27 protein-coding genes are annotated in these 19516 nt (G+C 54.8%); all 27 read left to right on the top strand.

Annotated elements, in window-relative coordinates; genetic code table 11:
* Positions 1–38 precede the first annotated feature (38 nt).
* The 27 genes from rpoC to secY all read left to right on the top strand — a co-directional run bounded on the left by rpoC (position 39) and on the right by secY (position 19493).
* Complete coding sequence (gene rpoC, locus JOE32_RS14505) at positions 39–4238, top strand: DNA-directed RNA polymerase subunit beta' (protein ID WP_209985410.1); 4200 nt, start codon at positions 39–41, stop codon at positions 4236–4238.
* Between the two features lie 216 nt (positions 4239–4454).
* Entirely contained in the window at positions 4455–4826 is a 372-nt protein-coding gene (gene rpsL, locus JOE32_RS14500; RefSeq protein ID WP_002555494.1) for a 30S ribosomal protein S12, read from the top strand.
* Between the two features lie 118 nt (positions 4827–4944).
* A complete protein-coding gene (gene rpsG, locus JOE32_RS14495) occupies positions 4945–5415 on the top strand; it encodes a 30S ribosomal protein S7 (protein WP_002555493.1) in 471 nt (156 codons plus the stop codon).
* Between the two features lie 30 nt (positions 5416–5445).
* Positions 5446–7551 (top strand): elongation factor G, encoded by a 2106-nt coding sequence (gene fusA / locus JOE32_RS14490; RefSeq protein ID WP_003232412.1) that lies wholly within the window; start codon positions 5446–5448, stop codon positions 7549–7551.
* A gap of 30 nt (positions 7552–7581) precedes the next feature.
* The gene (gene tuf, locus JOE32_RS14485) at positions 7582–8775 is read left to right on the top strand and encodes an elongation factor Tu (RefSeq protein WP_057010371.1); all 1194 of its coding nucleotides are present in this window, start codon (positions 7582–7584) and stop codon (positions 8773–8775) included.
* Positions 8776–8934: 159 nt separating this feature from the next.
* A complete protein-coding gene (rpsJ, locus tag JOE32_RS14480; RefSeq protein WP_003232414.1) occupies positions 8935–9246 on the top strand; it encodes a 30S ribosomal protein S10 in 312 nt (103 codons plus the stop codon).
* A gap of 81 nt (positions 9247–9327) precedes the next feature.
* On the top strand, positions 9328–9963 hold the full coding sequence (gene rplC / locus JOE32_RS14475; RefSeq protein ID WP_003194649.1) for a 50S ribosomal protein L3: 636 nt from the start codon (positions 9328–9330) through the stop codon (positions 9961–9963).
* 12 nt (positions 9964–9975) lie between these two features.
* On the top strand, positions 9976–10578 hold the full coding sequence (rplD, locus tag JOE32_RS14470) for a 50S ribosomal protein L4 (protein WP_209985407.1): 603 nt from the start codon (positions 9976–9978) through the stop codon (positions 10576–10578).
* Positions 10575–10874, top strand: a complete 300-nt coding sequence (gene rplW, locus JOE32_RS14465; protein ID WP_002555488.1) for a 50S ribosomal protein L23 — start codon at positions 10575–10577, stop codon at positions 10872–10874. The genes rplD and rplW overlap by 4 nt, the downstream gene beginning before the upstream one ends.
* Before the next feature lie 14 nt (positions 10875–10888).
* Positions 10889–11713 (top strand): 50S ribosomal protein L2, encoded by an 825-nt coding sequence (gene rplB / locus JOE32_RS14460; RefSeq protein ID WP_057010373.1) that lies wholly within the window; start codon positions 10889–10891, stop codon positions 11711–11713.
* Between the two features lie 16 nt (positions 11714–11729).
* Positions 11730–12005, top strand: a complete 276-nt coding sequence (rpsS, locus tag JOE32_RS14455; protein WP_003232420.1) for a 30S ribosomal protein S19 — start codon at positions 11730–11732, stop codon at positions 12003–12005.
* An 11-nt stretch (positions 12006–12016) separates the two neighbouring features.
* Positions 12017–12349 (top strand): 50S ribosomal protein L22, encoded by a 333-nt coding sequence (rplV, locus tag JOE32_RS14450; RefSeq protein ID WP_003103908.1) that lies wholly within the window; start codon positions 12017–12019, stop codon positions 12347–12349.
* A gap of 13 nt (positions 12350–12362) precedes the next feature.
* A complete protein-coding gene (gene rpsC / locus JOE32_RS14445) occupies positions 12363–13049 on the top strand; it encodes a 30S ribosomal protein S3 (RefSeq protein WP_003176422.1) in 687 nt (228 codons plus the stop codon).
* Between the two features lie 12 nt (positions 13050–13061).
* Positions 13062–13475, top strand: a complete 414-nt coding sequence (gene rplP, locus JOE32_RS14440; RefSeq protein ID WP_003232424.1) for a 50S ribosomal protein L16 — start codon at positions 13062–13064, stop codon at positions 13473–13475.
* Positions 13475–13666, top strand: a complete 192-nt coding sequence (rpmC, locus tag JOE32_RS14435; RefSeq protein WP_002555481.1) for a 50S ribosomal protein L29 — start codon at positions 13475–13477, stop codon at positions 13664–13666. Before rplP ends, rpmC begins: the two co-directional genes overlap by 1 nt.
* Positions 13667–13668: 2 nt before the next feature.
* Positions 13669–13935 (top strand): 30S ribosomal protein S17, encoded by a 267-nt coding sequence (gene rpsQ, locus JOE32_RS14430; protein WP_003176419.1) that lies wholly within the window; start codon positions 13669–13671, stop codon positions 13933–13935.
* Between the two features lie 23 nt (positions 13936–13958).
* Complete coding sequence (gene rplN / locus JOE32_RS14425; RefSeq protein ID WP_002555479.1) at positions 13959–14327, top strand: 50S ribosomal protein L14; 369 nt, start codon at positions 13959–13961, stop codon at positions 14325–14327.
* An 11-nt stretch (positions 14328–14338) separates the two neighbouring features.
* Entirely contained in the window at positions 14339–14653 is a 315-nt protein-coding gene (rplX, locus tag JOE32_RS14420; protein ID WP_003176416.1) for a 50S ribosomal protein L24, read from the top strand.
* Between the two features lie 20 nt (positions 14654–14673).
* Complete coding sequence (rplE, locus tag JOE32_RS14415; protein ID WP_003176415.1) at positions 14674–15213, top strand: 50S ribosomal protein L5; 540 nt, start codon at positions 14674–14676, stop codon at positions 15211–15213.
* 13 nt (positions 15214–15226) lie between these two features.
* The gene (gene rpsN / locus JOE32_RS14410; RefSeq protein WP_003176414.1) at positions 15227–15532 is read left to right on the top strand and encodes a 30S ribosomal protein S14; all 306 of its coding nucleotides are present in this window, start codon (positions 15227–15229) and stop codon (positions 15530–15532) included.
* A gap of 208 nt (positions 15533–15740) precedes the next feature.
* Positions 15741–16133, top strand: a complete 393-nt coding sequence (rpsH, locus tag JOE32_RS14405) for a 30S ribosomal protein S8 (RefSeq protein WP_003176413.1) — start codon at positions 15741–15743, stop codon at positions 16131–16133.
* Between the two features lie 12 nt (positions 16134–16145).
* On the top strand, positions 16146–16679 hold the full coding sequence (gene rplF / locus JOE32_RS14400) for a 50S ribosomal protein L6 (RefSeq protein ID WP_003176412.1): 534 nt from the start codon (positions 16146–16148) through the stop codon (positions 16677–16679).
* A gap of 10 nt (positions 16680–16689) precedes the next feature.
* Entirely contained in the window at positions 16690–17040 is a 351-nt protein-coding gene (gene rplR / locus JOE32_RS14395; protein ID WP_003176410.1) for a 50S ribosomal protein L18, read from the top strand.
* Between the two features lie 3 nt (positions 17041–17043).
* Positions 17044–17544, top strand: coding sequence for a 30S ribosomal protein S5 (gene rpsE / locus JOE32_RS14390; protein ID WP_003176409.1), 501 nt, complete (start codon positions 17044–17046; stop codon positions 17542–17544).
* Between the two features lie 2 nt (positions 17545–17546).
* Complete coding sequence (gene rpmD, locus JOE32_RS14385) at positions 17547–17723, top strand: 50S ribosomal protein L30 (protein ID WP_003176408.1); 177 nt, start codon at positions 17547–17549, stop codon at positions 17721–17723.
* 3 nt (positions 17724–17726) lie between these two features.
* Positions 17727–18164 carry a 50S ribosomal protein L15 gene (gene rplO / locus JOE32_RS14380; RefSeq protein ID WP_003176407.1) on the top strand — a complete coding sequence of 146 codons (438 nt, stop codon included), beginning with the start codon at positions 17727–17729 and terminating at the stop codon, positions 18162–18164.
* Entirely contained in the window at positions 18165–19493 is a 1329-nt protein-coding gene (secY, locus tag JOE32_RS14375) for a preprotein translocase subunit SecY (RefSeq protein ID WP_003194637.1), read from the top strand.
* Positions 19494–19516: the final 23 nt, after the last annotated feature.

Raw genomic sequence — 19516 nt, 5'->3', positions numbered from 1 at the left:
AGCGATGCCCGCTCTCTGCTCCGCCAGGAGGAAAGGCCTTGAAAGACCTACTGAATTTGCTGAAAAACCAGGGTCAAGTCGAAGAGTTCGACGCCATCCGTATTGGATTGGCATCGCCTGAGATGATCCGTTCGTGGTCGTTCGGTGAAGTTAAAAAGCCGGAAACCATTAACTACCGTACGTTCAAACCTGAGCGTGACGGCCTGTTCTGCGCCAAGATCTTTGGCCCGGTAAAGGATTACGAGTGCCTGTGCGGTAAGTACAAGCGCTTGAAGCACCGTGGTGTGATCTGCGAGAAGTGCGGCGTTGAAGTTGCACTGGCCAAGGTTCGTCGTGAGCGCATGGCGCACATCGAGCTGGCTTCGCCGGTTGCCCACATCTGGTTCCTGAAATCGCTGCCGTCCCGTATCGGCTTGCTGATGGACATGACCCTGCGTGATATCGAACGCGTTCTCTACTTCGAGAGCTATGTCGTTATCGATCCAGGCATGACCACCCTTGAAAAGGGTCAGCTGCTGAACGACGAGCAGTACTTCGAAGCGCTGGAAGAATTCGGTGACGATTTCGATGCCCGCATGGGTGCCGAAGCTGTCCGTGAACTGCTGCACGCTATCGACCTGGAACACGAGATTGGCCGTCTGCGTGAAGAGATTCCGCAAACCAACTCCGAAACCAAGATCAAGAAACTGTCCAAGCGTCTGAAGTTGATGGAAGCCTTCCAGGGTTCCGGCAACCTGCCAGAGTGGATGGTGCTGACCGTTCTGCCGGTTCTGCCGCCAGACCTGCGTCCGCTGGTACCGTTGGATGGCGGTCGTTTCGCGACGTCCGACCTCAATGACCTGTACCGCCGCGTGATCAACCGTAACAATCGCTTGAAGCGCCTGCTTGATCTGTCCGCTCCGGACATCATCGTGCGCAACGAAAAGCGTATGTTGCAGGAAGCTGTCGATGCCTTGCTCGACAACGGTCGTCGTGGCCGCGCTATCACCGGTTCGAACAAGCGTCCTTTGAAATCCCTGGCTGACATGATCAAGGGTAAGCAAGGTCGTTTCCGTCAGAACTTGCTCGGTAAGCGTGTTGACTACTCCGGTCGTTCGGTAATTACCGTAGGCCCGACCCTGCGTCTGCACCAGTGCGGTCTGCCCAAGAAGATGGCACTCGAGCTGTTCAAACCATTCATCTTCGGCAAGCTGGAAATGCGCGGTCTCGCGACCACCATCAAAGCGGCCAAGAAAATGGTCGAGCGTGAACTGCCAGAGGTTTGGGACGTTCTCGCTGAAGTGATCCGCGAACACCCGGTTCTCCTCAACCGTGCACCGACCCTTCACCGTCTGGGTATCCAGGCGTTTGAACCGGTACTGATCGAAGGTAAGGCTATCCAGCTGCACCCTCTGGTCTGTGCTGCGTACAACGCCGACTTCGACGGCGACCAAATGGCCGTGCACGTACCGCTGACACTGGAAGCTCAGTTGGAAGCGCGTGCGTTGATGATGTCGACCAACAACATTCTGTCGCCAGCCAACGGTGAGCCAATCATCGTTCCGTCGCAGGACGTTGTATTGGGTCTGTATTACATGACCCGTGAAGCGATCAACGCCAAGGGCGAAGGTCGTGTCTTCGCGGACCTGCAGGAAGTTGACCGTGTGTTCCGTGCCGGTGAAGCCGCACTGCACGCCAAGGTCAAAGTGCGGATCCACGAAACCGTCAACGACCGTGACGGCGGCAGTGTGAGCAACGTGCGTATCGTCGACACCACTGTTGGCCGTGCGCTGTTGTATCAGGTTGTGCCAAAAGGTCTGTCGTACGACGTCGTCAACCTGCCGATGAAGAAAAAGGCGATCTCCAAGCTGATCAACCAGTGCTACCGCGTGGTTGGTCTGAAAGAGACCGTGATCTTTGCTGACCAGTTGATGTACACAGGTTTTGCTTATTCGACCATCTCCGGCGTTTCCATCGGTGTTAACGACTTCGTTATCCCGGATGAAAAAGCCCGCATCATCAGTGCCGCCACCGATGAAGTGAAAGAGATCGAAAGCCAGTACGCCTCCGGCCTGGTAACCCAGGGCGAGAAGTACAACAAGGTGATCGACCTTTGGTCCAAGGCCAACGACGAAGTGTCCAAGGCAATGATGGCCAACCTCTCGAAAGAGAAAGTCATCGACCGCCATGGCGACGAAGTTGACCAGGAGTCCTTCAACTCCATGTACATGATGGCCGACTCGGGCGCACGGGGTTCTGCTGCGCAGATCCGTCAGCTCGCCGGTATGCGTGGCCTGATGGCCAAGCCGGACGGCTCCATCATTGAAACGCCGATTACTGCGAACTTCCGTGAAGGTTTGAGCGTACTTCAGTACTTCATCTCCACTCACGGTGCTCGTAAAGGTTTGGCGGATACCGCGTTGAAGACGGCTAACTCCGGTTACCTGACTCGTCGTCTGGTAGACGTTGCACAGGATCTGGTTGTTACCGAGATCGACTGCGGCACCGAACACGGCTTGCTGATGACGCCGCACATTGAAGGCGGCGACGTTGTAGAGCCGCTGGGTGAGCGCGTACTGGGTCGAGTCATTGCCCGTGACGTGTTCAAGCCGGGTACCGAGGAAGTTATCGTTCCTGCTGGCACCCTGGTTGACGAGAAGTGGGTCGAGTTCATCGAGCTTAACAGCATCGACGAAGTGATCGTTCGCTCGCCGATCAGCTGCGAAACCCGCTACGGCATTTGCGCCAAGTGCTACGGCCGTGATTTGGCTCGTGGTCACCAGGTGAACATCGGGGAAGCGGTCGGCGTTATCGCTGCCCAGTCCATCGGTGAGCCGGGTACCCAGCTGACCATGCGTACGTTCCACATCGGTGGTGCGGCAAGCCGGACCTCCGCAGCCGACAGCGTTCAGGTGAAGAATGGCGGTACTGTCCGTCTGCACAACCTGAAACACGTTGAACGAGTGGATGGCCACCTGGTTGCTGTGTCCCGTTCCGGTGAGCTGGCAATCGCTGATGACTACGGTCGTGAGCGTGAGCGTTACAAGCTGCCGTACGGTGCTGTGATTTCGGTTAAAGAAGGTGACAAGGTCGACGCTGGCGCAATCGTGGCCAAGTGGGATCCGCACACTCACCCAATCGTTACCGAAATGAAAGGTACCGTGACCTACGTGGGCATGGAAGAAGGCATCACGATCAAGCGTCAGACCGACGAATTGACCGGTATGACCAACATTGAAGTACTCGATGCGAAAGATCGTCCAGCTGCCGGTAAAGACATCCGTCCTGCCGTGAAGATGGTCGACGACAACGGCAAGGACTTGTTGCTGCCAGGCACTGACGTAATCGCTCAGTACTTCCTGCCAGCCAACGCCCTGGTCGGTGTGGCGGATGGTGCGAAGATCGCGATCGGTGATGTTATCGCGCGTATCCCGCAGGAAACTTCGAAGACCCGCGACATCACCGGTGGTCTGCCGCGTGTTGCCGACTTGTTCGAAGCGCGTCGTCCGAAGGAAGCGTCGATTCTGGCTGAAGTCAGCGGCACCATCGCGTTCGGTAAAGAGACCAAGGGCAAACGCCGTCTGGTCATTACCCCGAACGACGGTACCGATCCGTACGAAGAGCTGATTCCGAAGTGGCGTCACCTGAACGTCTTCGAAGGCGAACAGGTAAACCGCGGCGAAGTTATCTCCGACGGCCCGAGCGATCCACACGACATCCTGCGTCTGCTGGGTGTGAGTGCGCTGGCCAAGTACATCGTCAACGAGATCCAGGACGTTTACCGCCTGCAGGGCGTGAAGATCAACGACAAGCACATCGAGACCATCCTGCGTCAGATGCTGCGTAAAGTTGAAATCGCTGAATCCGGCGATTCCAGTTTCATCAAGGGCGACCAGATGGAACTGACTCACGTACTGGTAGAGAACGAGCGTCTGGGCGCGGATGACAAGTTTGTCTCCAAGTTCACTCGCGTGCTGCTGGGTATCACCAAGGCGTCGTTGTCCACTGAATCGTTCATCTCGGCGGCCTCCTTCCAGGAGACCACTCGCGTACTGACCGAAGCAGCGGTAACCGGCAAGCGCGATTACCTGCGTGGCCTGAAAGAAAACGTGGTCGTGGGTCGTCTGATCCCGGCTGGTACCGGTTTGGCTTACCACAGCGAGCGCAAGCGCCGCCGTGATGCTGACAAGCCGCTGCGCGTAAGCGCCAGTGAAGTGGAAGCTGCACTGACCGAAGCGCTGAACTCAAGCGGTAACTGAGTTCTGCGATAGATGAGACTGGGCCCTGGCAGCCCCATTCGTCGGATCGAGGCATTTATGCCCCGATTCGACGGGCGGGGAGGTCGGGGCCTTGCCTTGACTGGGGGCAAGATCCTCTTTAGACTCTTGTACCCCTAAATTTGGCGGGAATTCGTTCCTGCCATTTTGCTTTTCTTGCAAGACAATAGCGTCGCAAGACAACAGTGGAGCTAGTAGATGGCAACTATCAACCAGCTGGTACGTCAGCCGCGTAAGCGTATCGTCGAGAAATCCGACGTGCCTGCGCTGCAGAACTGCCCGCAACGTCGTGGCGTATGCACCCGTGTGTATACCACCACGCCGAAAAAACCTAACTCGGCACTGCGTAAAGTATGCCGTGTGCGCCTGACCAACGGTTTCGAGGTTTCCTCGTACATCGGCGGTGAAGGTCACAACCTGCAAGAGCACAGCGTGGTACTGATCCGCGGCGGTCGTGTAAAAGACTTGCCAGGTGTTCGTTACCACACCGTACGCGGCTCCCTGGATACTTCCGGCGTTAAAGGCCGTAACCAGGGTCGTTCGAAGTACGGTACCAAGAAGCCTAAGTAGTAGTCGCTTCTTGTAAAACTGAATCATCTTATTTTCTGAGTCGATAAGAGTAAGGTCGGAGGCGCCCCGAAAGGGCACTGATTCCGAACGAACCTGAAGACCGTTTGAGGGCTTATCCATGCCAAGAAGACGCGTAGCAGCCAAGCGCGAAGTGCTTGACGATCCAAAATACGGAAGCCAAATTCTGGCCAAGTTCATGAACCACGTAATGGAAAGCGGTAAAAAAGCCGTTGCCGAGCGTATCGTTTATGGCGCGCTGGAAAAGGTTAAAGAACGCAAGAACAGCGATCCCCTGGAAATCTTCGAGAAAGCTCTCGACGCCATCGCTCCGCTGGTCGAAGTGAAGTCGCGCCGTGTAGGCGGTGCTACTTACCAGGTTCCGGTCGAAGTTCGTCCGTCCCGTCGTAACGCCCTGGCAATGCGCTGGTTGGTAGACTTCGCCCGCAAGCGCGGCGAGAAGTCTATGGCTCTGCGTTTGGCCGGCGAACTGTTGGACGCTGCTGAAGGTAAAGGTGCTGCTGTTAAGAAGCGTGAAGACGTGCACCGTATGGCTGAAGCCAACAAAGCTTTCTCGCACTACCGCTTCTAATCTTAGCTTCACTAATTTTGCGAGGGCTTTATGGCTCGTACTACACCGATTAGCCGTTACCGTAACATCGGTATCGTCGCTCACGTGGATGCTGGTAAAACCACCACCACCGAGCGCGTGCTGTTTTACACCGGCAAAAGTCACAAAATGGGCGAGGTGCATGACGGCGCCGCGACCACAGACTGGATGGTTCAGGAGCAGGAGCGTGGTATTACCATTACTTCTGCTGCTATTACCGCCTTCTGGAAAGGTTCCGAGAAGCAGTACAAAGATGAGCACCGCTTCAACGTAATCGATACCCCGGGCCACGTAGACTTCACCATTGAAGTTGAGCGTTCCCTGCGTGTACTCGACGGCGCTGTTGTTGTGTTCTGCGGTACCTCGGGTGTTGAGCCGCAGTCGGAAACCGTATGGCGTCAAGCCAACAAATACGGCGTTCCACGTCTTGTTTATGTAAACAAGATGGACCGTGCTGGTGCCAACTTCCTGCGCGTGATCGGTCAGATCAAGCAGCGTCTGGGTCACACTCCGGTGCCAATCCAGTTGGCTATCGGTTCCGAAGACAACTTCCAGGGCCAGATCGATCTGCTGACCATGGAAGCTGTTTACTGGAACGATGCTGACAAGGGTATGGTTCCTGTTCGTAAGCCTATCCCTGCTGATATGCAGGAGCTGGCTGACGAGTGGCGCAACAACATGGTTGAGGCTGCTGCCGAAGCCAATGAAGAGCTGATGAACAAGTACCTCGAAGGTGAAGAGCTCACCAACGTGGAAATCAAGGCCGCTCTGCGTCAGCGTACTATCGCTGGCGAAATCGTCCTGGCTGTTTGCGGTTCTTCGTTCAAGAACAAGGGCGTTCCCCTGGTTCTCGATGCTGTGATCGACTACCTGCCGGCCCCGGTTGATATTCCAGCCATCAAGGGTACCGACCCGGATGACGAGACTATCGAGCTGGAGCGTCATGCAGACGACGCAGAACCGTTCTCCGCTCTGGCATTTAAAATTGCCACTGACCCATTCGTGGGTACCTTGACCTTCGTCCGTGTTTACTCGGGCGTGTTGAACTCCGGCGACGGCGTGATCAACTCGGTTAAAGGCAAGAAAGAGCGCGTGGGTCGTATGGTGCAAATGCACGCAAACGCCCGTGAAGAGATCAAGGAAGTACGCGCTGGTGACATCGCGGCCCTGATCGGCATGAAGGACGTCACCACTGGTGAAACCTTGTGCAACGCTGATAAGCCAATCATCCTCGTTCGCATGGACTTCCCGGAGCCGGTTATTTCGGTTGCCGTAGAGCCCAAGACCAAGGATGACCAGGAAAAAATGGGTATCGCTCTGGGCAAGCTTGCTCAGGAAGATCCATCTTTCCGCGTCAAGACTGATGAAGAGACTGGTCAAACGATCATCTCCGGCATGGGCGAGCTTCACCTGGACATCCTGGTTGACCGGATGCGCCGTGAATTCAACGTCGAAGCCAACATCGGTAAGCCTCAGGTTTCCTATCGTGAGCGCATCACGAAGAACTGTGAAATCGAAGGCAAGTTCGTTCGTCAGTCCGGCGGTCGTGGTCAGTTCGGTCACTGCTGGATCCGTTTTGCTCCTGCTGACGAAGGTCAGGAAGGTCTGCAATTCGTGAACGAAGTAGTGGGTGGTGTGGTTCCTAAGGAATACATCCCTGCTATCCAGAAGGGTATCGAAGAGCAGATGAAGAACGGTGTTGTTGCCGGCTATCCGCTGATCGGCCTGAAAGCAACCGTTTTTGACGGTTCTTACCACGACGTCGACTCCAACGAGATGGCGTTCAAGGTGGCTGCTTCCATGGCAACCAAGCAACTGGCCCAGAAGGGCGGTGGTGAGTTGCTTGAGCCAATCATGGCGGTAGAAGTTGTTACACCTGAAGACTATATGGGTGATGTCATGGGCGACCTTAACCGTCGTCGCGGCATGATCTTGGGTATGGAAGACACGGTTTCCGGCAAAGTGATTCGCGCCGAGGTTCCGTTGGGTGAGATGTTCGGTTATGCGACCGACGTTCGCTCCATGTCCCAGGGTCGCGCAAGCTACTCTATGGAATTCAAAAAATACAACACAGCTCCGGCGCACATCGCTGAAACTGTATCCAAAAAACAAGGCTGATTCAGTCCTTTAGGCAAGGAGTTAATTGTCGTGGCTAAAGAAAAATTTGATCGTTCCCTACCGCACGTCAACGTTGGCACTATCGGTCACGTTGACCACGGTAAAACCACTCTGACCGCAGCTCTGACTCGCGTCTGCTCCGAAGTTTTCGGTTCCGCAGTCGTTGATTTCGATAAAATCGACAGCGCTCCAGAAGAAAAAGCTCGTGGTATCACCATCAACACCGCGCACGTAGAGTACAACTCTTCGATTCGTCACTACGCTCACGTTGACTGCCCAGGTCACGCTGACTATGTGAAGAACATGATCACCGGTGCTGCCCAGATGGACGGCGCAATCCTGGTTTGCTCGGCCGCTGATGGTCCGATGCCACAAACCCGTGAGCACATCCTGCTGTCCCGTCAGGTAGGCGTTCCGTACATCGTGGTTTTCCTGAACAAGGCTGACCTGGTAGACGACGCTGAGCTGCTGGAACTGGTTGAGATGGAAGTGCGCGATCTGCTGAGCACTTACGACTTCCCAGGCGACGACACTCCGATCATCATCGGTTCCGCTCGTATGGCTCTGGAAGGCAAAGACGACAACGAAATGGGCACTACCGCTGTTAAGAAGCTGGTAGAGACTCTGGACAGCTACATCCCAGAACCAGTTCGTCTGACCGACAAGCCGTTCCTGATGCCAATCGAAGACGTATTCTCGATCTCCGGTCGCGGTACTGTTGTGACTGGTCGTATCGAGCGCGGTATCGTTCGCGTTCAGGATGCACTGGAAATCGTTGGTCTGCGTGACACCACCAACACCGTCTGCACAGGTGTTGAAATGTTCCGCAAGCTGCTCGACGAAGGTCGTGCTGGCGAGAACTGCGGCGTTCTGCTGCGTGGTACCAAGCGTGACGACGTTGAGCGTGGCCAGGTTCTGGTTAAGCCAGGTTCGGTCAAGCCGCACACCAAGTTCACCGCAGAAGTTTATGTTCTGAGCAAGGAAGAAGGCGGTCGTCACACTCCGTTCTTCAAAGGCTACCGTCCACAGTTCTACTTCCGTACTACTGACGTGACTGGTAACTGCCAGCTGCCAGAAGGCGTTGAAATGGTAATGCCAGGCGATAACATCCAAATGGAAGTTACCCTGATCAAGACCATCGCAATGGAAGACGGTCTGCGCTTCGCGATTCGTGAAGGCGGCCGTACTGTTGGTGCTGGTGTTGTAGCTAAAATCATCGAGTAAGCATCTCTTCTGAGATAGCTTCGGATGTTTGAGAAGGCCCCCGCTCAGCGGGGGCCTTTTTTATTGAGTTGACACCTATCTGGAGCGTCTATAGAATTGCGCCTCCTTTTAACGGGCGTATTGCGCTCGCTGGGAAAAGCAGCCGGAGTCTGAAATCCAATGCAAAATCAGAAAATTCGTATCAGGTTGAAGGCTTTCGACCATCGCCTGATCGACCAATCCACCCAGGAAATCGTGGAAACCGCGAAACGTACTGGGGCTCAGGTGCGTGGTCCTATCCCACTGCCTACTCGTAAAGAGCGGTTCACCGTTCTGGTCTCTCCGCACGTCAACAAAGACGCGCGCGACCAGTACGAGATCCGTACTCATAAGCGCGTACTGGACATCGTCCAGCCAACGGATAAAACCGTTGATGCACTTATGAAGCTAGATCTGGCAGCCGGTGTGGAAGTACAGATCAGCCTCGGCTAAGACTTGGGTCTTAGTCGTGTAACGCTCTGAAATGGGCGGCCATAGCGGGTGAAAGCCCCGTACACTCATGAGGTTTACAACATGACTATTGGTGTAGTCGGTCGTAAATGCGGTATGACCCGTATTTTCACCGAAGAAGGTGTCTCCATTCCGGTCACGGTCATTGAGATCGAGCCGAATCGCGTCACCCAGTTCAAAACTGAAGAAACCGATGGCTATCGTGCAGTGCAAGTCACTGTCGGCGAGCGTCGCGCTTCGCGTGTGACTGCTGCTCAAGCAGGTCACTTCGCTAAAGCAAACGTTGCAGCTGGTCGTACTGTCATGGAGTTCCGTCTTGAAGACGGCGACTACCAGGCTGGCGATCTGATCAACGCTGAAATCTTCGCCGCTGGTCAACTGGTTGATGTAACCGGTCAGTCCAAGGGTAAAGGCTTCCAGGGTACGATCAAGCGTTGGAATTTCCGTGGTCAAGACAACACTCACGGTAACTCCGTTTCCCACCGCGTCCCGGGCTCTATTGGCCAGTGCCAGACTCCTGGTCGTGTATTCAAGGGCAAAAAAATGTCCGGTCATATGGGCGCTGAGCGCGTGACCGTGCAGTCCCTCGAAGTAGTGCGCGTCGACGCTGAACGCAATCTGTTGTTGGTCAAGGGTGCTGTTCCTGGCGCTACTGGCGGCAACCTGGTTGTACGTCCAGCGGCCAAGGCTCGCGGTTAAGGGGAAGCTGACATGCAATTAAATGTAAATGACGCTCAAGCGATCGAAGTTTCCGAACTGACATTTGGCGGCGAATTCAACGAGACGCTGGTTCACCAAGCAGTCGTGGCCTACATGGCCGGCGGCCGTCAAGGTAGCAAGCAGCAAAAGACCCGTTCCGACGTACGTGGTGGCGGTAAGCGCCCTTGGCGTCAGAAAGGCACTGGCCGTGCTCGTGCCGGTACTATCCGTAGCCCAATCTGGCGTGGCGGTGGTACCACTTTCGCAGCACGTCCACAGGATCACTCTCAGAAGCTCAACAAGAAGATGTACCGCGCAGCTCTGCGCTCCATCCTTGCTGAACTCGTGCGTACTGATCGTCTGGTCGTGGTTCAGGACTTCGTTGTTGAAAGTCCAAAAACCAAAGATCTGCTGGGCAAACTGAACAACATGAGCCTGACCGACGTTTTGATCGTGTCTGAAGCTGTTGATCAGAACCTGTACCTGGCTGCTCGCAACCTGCCACACGTTGATGTACGTGACGTGCAAGGTTCCGATCCAGTTAGTCTGATCGCATACGACAAGGTGTTGATCACCGTGTCGGCCGTGAAGAAATTCGAGGAGCTGCTGGGATGAACCAGGAACGCGTATTTAAAGTTCTGCTTGGCCCGCACGTTTCCGAAAAGGCTACGGTTCTGGCTGACAAGAAAGGCCAGTTCGTTTTCAAGGTTGCAACTGACGCAACCAAGCTGGAAATCAAGAAGGCCGTCGAAAGCCTGTTCAGCGTGAAAGTAGAGCGTGTTACTACCCTGAATGTTCTGGGTAAGAGCAAGCGCACTGCTCGCGGTCTGGGCAAGCGTAATGACTGGAAGAAGGCAGTTATCTCCCTTCAGCCAGGCCAAGATCTCGATTTCAGCAGCAGTGCTGAGTAAGGAAGGGGTGCATCATGGCAATCGTTAAATGCAAACCGACTTCCCCTGGCCGCCGTTTCGTGGTCAAGGTGGTCAACCAGGAGCTGCATAAAGGCGCTCCTCACGCACCGCTGCTCGAGAAGAAATCGAAGACTGGTGGTCGTAACAACAATGGTCGCATTACCACTCGTCACATCGGTGGTGGCCATAAGCAGCATTATCGTATGGTCGATTTCCGTCGCAACGACAAAGATGGCATCTCTGCCACTGTCGAGCGCATTGAATACGATCCAAACCGTACTGCTCACATCGCTCTGCTGTTGTACGCAGATGGCGAGCGTCGCTACATCATCGCGCCTAAAGGCGTGAGTGCTGGCGACCAGCTGATCGCAGGTGCCCTGGCACCGATCAAGCCGGGCAACGCTCTGCAACTGCGTAACATTCCAGTTGGTAGCACCGTACACGGCATCGAATTGAAGCCAGGTAAAGGCGCGCAAATCGCTCGTTCCGCTGGTGCTTCGGCTCAGCTGATCGCTCGTGAAGGTGTCTACGTGACCCTGCGTCTGCGTTCTGGTGAGATGCGTAAAGTATTGGCTGAATGCCGTGCGACCCTGGGCGAAGTCTCGAACTCCGAGCACAGCCTGCGTTCGTTGGGTAAAGCCGGTGCCAAACGCTGGCGTGGCGTTCGCCCAACCGTTCGTGGTGTTGCCATGAACCCGGTTGACCACCCACACGGTGGTGGTGAAGGTCGTACCTCTGGTGGTCGTCATCCGGTATCGCCATGGGGCTTCCCGACTAAGGGCGCGAAGACTCGTGGTAATAAGCGTACCGACAAAATGATCGTCCGTCGTCGCAAGTAAATAGAGGGATACGACAGTGCCACGTTCTCTGAAAAAAGGTCCTTTTATTGATCTTCACCTACTGAAGAAGATCGAAGTGGCGGCGGAAAAGAATGATCGCAAGCCGGTGAAAACCTGGTCGCGTCGTTCGATGATCCTGCCACAAATGGTCGGTCTGACCATCGCTGTACACAACGGTCGCTTGCACGTCCCAGTTCTCGTGAACGAAGACATGGTCGGCCACAAACTAGGCGAGTTTGCCGGTACCCGCACTTATCGTGGGCACGTGGCAGACAAGAAAGCCAAGCGTTAAGGGGTTAGGAAATGGAAGTAGCCGCTAAGTTGTCGGGCGCTCGAATCTCCGCCCAGAAAGCCCGCTTGGTCGCCGACCAGATCCGCGGGAAGAAGGTGGGCGAAGCGCTCAACCTGTTGGCTTTCAGCAGTAAGAAAGCCGCCGAGATCATGAAGAAAGTGCTGGAGTCGGCCGTAGCCAACGCCGAGCATAACGAAGGCGCAGACGTTGATGACCTGAAGGTCAGCACCGTTTTCGTCAACGAAGGGCGTTCGCTGAAGCGAATCATGCCACGTGCCAAAGGCCGTGCTGATCGCATCGTCAAGCGGTCTTGCCATATCACTGTCAAGGTTGCTGACAAGTAACGGAGTCGAAGAGATGGGTCAGAAAGTACATCCCATTGGCATTCGCCTGGGAATCGTCAAGGAACACACCTCCGTCTGGTATGCAGACGGCCGGACTTATGCGGACTATTTGTTCGCTGATCTGAAGGTGCGTGAGTATCTCCAAGACAAACTAAAAAGCGCGTCCGTAAGCCGTATCGATATCCATCGCCCGGCGCAAACCGCACGTATCACCATCCACACCGCTCGTCCAGGTATCGTTATCGGGAAGAAAGGTGAAGATGTTGAGAAACTGCGTCAGGACCTGACCAAGCAAATGGGTGTGCCTGTGCACATCAATATCGAAGAGATCCGCAAGCCGGAGCTCGACGGTATGCTGGTTGCGCAGAGCGTAGCTCAGCAGCTGGAGCGTCGTGTAATGTTCCGTCGCGCTATGAAGCGCGCTGTACAGAACGCCATGCGCATTGGTGCCAAAGGCATCAAAATCCAAGTGAGCGGTCGTCTCGGCGGTGCTGAAATCGCACGTACTGAATGGTATCGCGAAGGTCGTGTGCCACTGCACACCCTGCGTGCCGACATCGACTATGCCAACTACGAAGCTCACACCACTTATGGTGTGATCGGTGTAAAGGTTTGGATCTTCAAAGGCGAAGTAATTGGTGGTCGCCAAGAAGAACTGAAACCACAAGCACCAGCGCCTCGTAAAAAAGCTGCTAAGTAAGGGGTACGCCAAATGTTGCAACCAAAGCGTACGAAGTTCCGCAAGCAGATGACAGGCCACAACCGTGGTCTGGCTCAGCGCGGTAGCAAAGTCAGCTTCGGCGAGTTCGCGCTGAAGTCTGTAGCTCGTGGTCGTCTCACCGCTCGTCAGATCGAGTCAGCGCGTCGTGCTCTGACCCGTCACGTTAAACGTGGCGGCAAGATCTGGATCCGTGTATTCCCGGACAAGCCGATCTCCAAAAAGCCTCTCGAGGTTCGGATGGGTAAAGGTAAGGGTAACGTGGAATACTGGGTAGCCCAGATTCAGCCAGGCAAAGTCCTGTATGAAATCGAGGGTGTAACTGAAGAGCTGGCGCGTGAGGCTTTTGCCCTGGCTGCTGCAAAGCTGCCGCTCGCCACCGCCTTTGTTAAACGGACGGTGATGTGATGAAAGCGAATGAACTTCGTGAAAAATCCGCACAGCAGCTGAACGAGCAACTGCTCGGCCTGCTGCGCGACCAGTTCAATCTGCGTATGCAGAAAGCAACTGGCCAGTTGGGGCAGTCTCATCTGCTCTCGCAAGTTAAGCGTGACATCGCTCGCGTGAAGACTGTGCTCAACCAGCAGGCAGGTAAGTGATCATGGCTGAAGCCGAAAAGACTGTCCGTACGCTGACTGGCCGTGTTGTCAGCGACAAGATGGACAAAACCATCACCGTTTTGATCGAGCGTCGCGTTAAGCACCCGATCTACGGTAAATATGTTAAGCGTTCGACTAAGCTGCACGCGCACGACGAAACCAATCAGTGCCACATCGGCGACAAAGTCACTATTCGTGAAACTCGTCCGCTGGCCAAGACCAAGTCTTGGGCACTGGTTGATGTTCTCGAACGCGCTGTGGAAGTCTAAGGACTAGGGGTCGGAGAAATTATATGATTCAGACTCAATCCATGCTCGATGTGGCCGATAACAGCGGCGCTCGCCGTGTTATGTGCATCAAGGTGCTGGGTGGCTCCCATCGTCGTTACGCTGGTATCGGTGACATCATCAAGGTTACCGTCAAGGAAGCAATTCCTCGCGGTAAAGTGAAAAAAGGCCAAGTGATGACTGCTGTTGTAGTCCGCACTCGTCACGGCGTACGTCGTGCTGATGGCTCCATTATCCGCTTTGATGGCAACGCTGCTGTTCTTTTGAACAACAAGCAAGAGCCGATCGGCACCCGTATCTTTGGGCCAGTGACCCGTGAACTTCGTACTGAGAAGTTCATGAAGATCGTCTCGCTCGCCCCAGAAGTGCTGTAAGGAGATCCGACATGCAAAAGATTCGTCGTGACGACGAGATCATCGTGATCGCCGGCAAAGACAAAGGTAAGCGCGGTAAGGTGCTCAAGGTTCTCGCTAATAACCGTCTGGTTATCGGCGGTCTGAACCTGGTCAAGCGTCATACCAAGCCAAACCCGATGTCGGGCGTGCAAGGCGGTATCGTCGAAAAAGAAGCTCCACTGGACGCTTCTAACGTCGCCATTTTCAACGGCGAAACCAACAAGGCTGACCGCGTTGGTTTCAAAGTAGAAGACGGCAAGAAAATTCGTGTCTTCAAGTCGACCCAAAAAGCGGTTGATGCTTGAACACTGCTAGGTAGAAGACCATGGCACGACTAAAAGAGATTTACTGGAAAGAAATCGCACCGAAACTTAAGGAAGAACTTAAGCTTTCGAACGTGATGGAAGTTCCACGCGTTACCAAAATCACCCTGAACATGGGTCTGGGCGAAGCGGTCGGTGACAAAAAAGTCATCGAGCACGCTGTTGCTGACCTGGAAAAGATCACCGGTCAGAAAGTCGTTGTGACTTACGCTCGGAAATCCATCGCTGGCTTTAAAGTCCGTGAAGGTTGGCCGATCGGCGTCAAAGTGACTCTGCGCCGTGAGCGTATGTATGAATTCCTGGATCGTCTGCTGTCGATCTCCCTGCCTCGGGTTCGCGACTTCCGCGGCCTGAATGCCAAGTCCTTCGATGGTCGTGGTAACTACAGCATGGGCGTGAAAGAGCAGATCATCTTCCCGGAAATCGACTACGACAAGATCGATGCTCTCCGCGGTCTGGACATCACCCTGACCACCACTGCCAAGAACGATGATGAAGGTCGCGCCCTGCTGCGTGCTTTCAAATTCCCGTTCCGCAACTGATTGGAGTAGGACCATGGCCAAGATGAGCATGAAAAACCGCGAGCTGAAACGTCAGCTCACGGTTGCCAAGTACGCCAAGAAGCGTGCAGCACTGAAAGCAATCATCGTGGATCTGAACGCAAGTCCAGAAGCACGTTGGGAAGCGACAGTAGCTCTGCAGAAGCAGCCACGTGACGCAAGCGCTTCGCGCATGCGTAACCGCTGCCGCCTGACTGGTCGTCCGCACGGCGTTTACCGCAAGTTCGGCCTCGGCCGTAACAAACTGCGTGAAGCGGCAATGCGTGGTGACGTACCAGGTCTGGTTAAAGCCAGCTGGTAAGTACGTTCAGCGTCCCGGCGTCCTTTATCGCAAGATACTGACCGCCGGTGGCCTTGAATCTGGAACAAGCCCCTTTTGGGGCTTGTTTCATTTCCGGAGTGTGTCTAAAATACGCGGCTCGCCTGAGCCCGTGTTTTTTATGGCCGGAGATTCTCGGCGACATATGTAGCCGCAAGGCTAATTTTTTTGTATTAGGAGCGTCTAGCCCATGAGTATGCAGGACCCGTTAGCGGACATGCTAACTCGTATCCGTAATGCCCAGATGGCTGAAAAGTCCGTCGTAAGCATGCCATCTTCCAAGTTGAAGGTAGCTGTTGCCAAAGTCCTGAAAGACGAAGGCTACATTGCGGGTTATCAGATCAGCAGCGAAATCAAGCCACTGCTGTCCATCGAGCTGAAGTACTTCGAAGGCCGTTCGGTCATCGAGGAAGTGAAGCGCGTTAGCCGTCCAGGCCTGCGTCAGTACAAGTCCGCTGAAGATCTGCCGAAAGTTCGTGGCGGTCTGGGCGTGTCTATCGTCTCCACCAACAAAGGTGTGATGACGGATCGTGCTGCGCGCGCTGCCGGTGTCGGCGGCGAAGTTCTTTGCACTGTGTTCTAAGGGGGGATAAGCATGTCTCGCGTCGCTAAGAACCCCGTTAAGCTGCCAGCCGGTGTCGAAGTCAAATTCGCAGGCCAACAGCTTTCGGTGAAGGGTGCCAAGGGCACTCTTGAACTGAACATCCATTCGTCCGTTGAGATCGTTGAAGAAGCTGGTGAGTTGCGTTTCGCTGCTCGCAATGGCGATCAACAAACTCGCGCAATGGCCGGTACCACGCGTGCGTTGGTAAATAACATGGTCCAAGGCGTAAGCCAAGGCTTCGAGCGCAAGCTCCAGCTGGTCGGTGTTGGTTACAAAGCGCAAGCAAAAGGCACGGTTTTGAACCTGGCCCTTGGCTTCTCGCACCCAGTGGATTACGAACTGCCGGAAGGCATCACCGCTGAGACCCCTAGCCAAACCGATATCCTGATCAAGGGTATCGATAAGCAGCTGGTAGGTCAGGTGGCCGCTGAGATCCGCGACTTCCGTCCACCAGAGCCGTACAAAGGCAAAGGTGTGCGCTACGCGGACGAAGTCGTCCGTCGTAAAGAAGCCAAGAAGAAGTAGGGCATAGCAAATGACCGACAAAAAAGTTACTCGACTGCGTCGCGCTCGCAAAGCACGCCTGAAAATGCACGAACTCGAAGTCGTGCGTCTCTGCGTGTATCGCTCGTCGCAGCACATCTACGCCCAGGTCATCTCGGCCGACGGCAACCAGGTCCTGGCAAGCGCCTCGACTTTGGATAAAGAACTGCGTGATGGTGCCACCGGCAACATCGACGCGGCCACAAAGGTTGGCCAGCTGGTCGCTACGCGTGCTAAGGCCGCTGGCGTCTCGCAAGTGGCTTTCGACCGCTCTGGCTTCAAGTACCACGGCCGCGTTAAAGCGCTGGCTGATGCTGCTCGTGAAGCTGGGCTGGAGTTCTAAGTTATGTCAAATAACGACCAAAAGCGCGACGAAGGCTACATTGAGAAGCTGGTTCAAGTTAACCGCGTAGCCAAAACCGTTAAAGGCGGCCGTATCTTCACTTTCACCGCGTTGACCGTGGTGGGTGATGGTAAAGGGCGTGTTGGCTTCGGCCGTGGCAAGTCACGTGAAGTGCCTGCTGCGATCCAGAAGGCAATGGAAGCTGCTCGTCGCAACATGATCCAAGTTGATCTGAACGGCACCACGCTGCAATACGCAATGAAGTCCGCCCATGGCGCTTCGAAGGTGTACATGCAGCCTGCTTCTGAAGGTACCGGTATCATCGCTGGCGGCGCTATGCGTGCTGTCCTCGAAGTTGCTGGCGTTCAGAACGTTCTGGCCAAGTGCTACGGCTCGACTAACCCGGTAAACGTGGTTCACGCCACTTTCAAGGGTCTGAAAGCCATGCAATCTCCTGAGTCCATTGCCGCCAAGCGTGGCTTGACCGTCAAGGAGATCTTCTGATCATGGCTACCGTTAAAGTAACGCTGATCAAAAGCATGACCGGCCGCATTCCTAACCACAAACTGTGCGTTAAGGGTTTGGGTCTGCGTCGCATCGGTCACACTGTAGAAGTCCAGGATACTCCCGAGAATCGCGGGATGATCAACAAGGCTTACTACATGCTGCGTGTAGAGGGTTAATCGATGAAACTCAATGATCTGAGTCCAGCGCCGGGTTCCCGTCGCGAAAAGCATCGTCCGGGCCGTGGTATCGGTAGCGGTTTGGGTAAGACTGGTGGCCGTGGCCACAAGGGTCAAACCTCCCGCTCCGGTGGCACCATCGCTCCAGGCTTTGAAGGCGGTCAACAGCCGCTGCATCGTCGCCTGCCCAAGTTCGGTTTCGTTTCCCTGAAAGCCATGGACCGCGCAGAAGTGCGTCTGTCCGAGCTGGCTAAAGTGGAAGGCGACATCGTTACTGTGCAGACCCTGAAAGATGCCAACGTGATCAACGTCAACGTACAGCGTGTGAAAATCATGCTGTCCGGTGAAGTGACTCGCGCTGTCACTATCGGCAAGGGAATCGGCGCCACCAAAGGTGCGCGTTCGGCTATCGAAGCAGCTGGCGGCAAGTTCGAGGAATAAATGGCTAAGCAAGGTGCTCTCTCAGCGCTCGGCAAAGGCGGTATGTCTGAACTTTGGGCTCGTCTGCGTTTTCTGTTCCTGGCGATTATCGTCTACCGAATAGGCGCACACATCCCGGTTCCAGGTATCAACCCGGACCGACTCGCAGACCTGTTTCGACAGAATGAGGGGACCATTCTTAGCTTGTTCAACATGTTTTCCGGCGGCGCGCTGGAACGGATGAGCATCTTTGCACTGGGGATCATGCCGTACATTTCGGCATCGATCATCATGCAACTGATGACCGCCGTCAGCCCGCAACTGGAGCAGTTGAAGAAGGAAGGTGAAGCTGGTCGTCGCAAGATTAGCCAGTACACCCGCTACGGCACTGTCGTCCTCGCCCTTGTTCAAGCTATCGGCATGTCCGTTGGCCTGGCAGGGCAGGGCGTTGCGTTCACTGGTGACTTTGGCTTCCATTTCGTCGCGGTATCCACTTTTGTGGCTGGTGCGATGTTCATGATGTGGCTGGGTGAGCAGATTACTGAGCGTGGTGTTGGTAACGGTATCTCGATGTTGATTTTCGCAGGTATCGTCGCCGGTCTTCCGAGAGCAATCGGGCAGTCTTTCGAGTCTGCACGTCAGGGTGATATCAATATCTTTGCCTTGGTTGCCATCGGTTTGCTGGCAGTAGCGATTATCGGTTTTGTGGTGTTCATTGAGCGTGGCCAGCGTCGTATTGCTGTTCACTACGCCAAGCGTCAGCAGGGCCGCAAGGTCTTTGCTGCGCAGACAAGCCACTTGCCGCTGAAAGTGAATATGGCCGGTGTTATCCCGGCAATTTTCGCGAGCAGCATTTTGCTGTTTCCGGCTTCGTTGGGTACCTGGTTTGGTCAGTCCGAAAATATGGGCTGGCTGCAGGACCTCTCTCAGTCGATCGCTCCTGGTCAGCCGTTGAATATTCTGCTGTTTAGTGCAGGGATTATTTTCTTCTGCTTCTTCTATACGGCGTTGATGTTCAATCCGAAAGACGTAGCGGAAAACCTGAAGAAGTCCGGTGCCTTTATTCCGGGCATCCGTCCAGGTGAGCAGTCTGCACGCTACATTGATGGCGTTTTGACTCGCTTGACCCTGTTCGGTGCTCTATATATGACGGCCGTGTGCCTGTTGCCCCAGTTTCTGGTGGTTGCAGCAAACGTTCCGTTCTACCTTGGCGGGACCTCGTTGCTGATCGTGGTCGTGGTTGTGATGGACTTCATGTCCCAAGTACAATCGCACCTCGTTTCGCACCAGTACGAATCCCTGATGAAGAAAGCCAACCTGAAGGGCTACGGCAGCGGCATGTTGCGCTGAGTACCCCATAAGGTTCGAGGAGT

The organism is Pseudomonas sp. PvP025 (assembly GCF_017832155.1).
GTDB lineage: Bacteria > Pseudomonadota > Gammaproteobacteria > Pseudomonadales > Pseudomonadaceae > Aquipseudomonas.
Note: the sequence above shows the minus strand (reverse complement) of the source record. Positions and strands in the feature narration are given on the sequence as shown.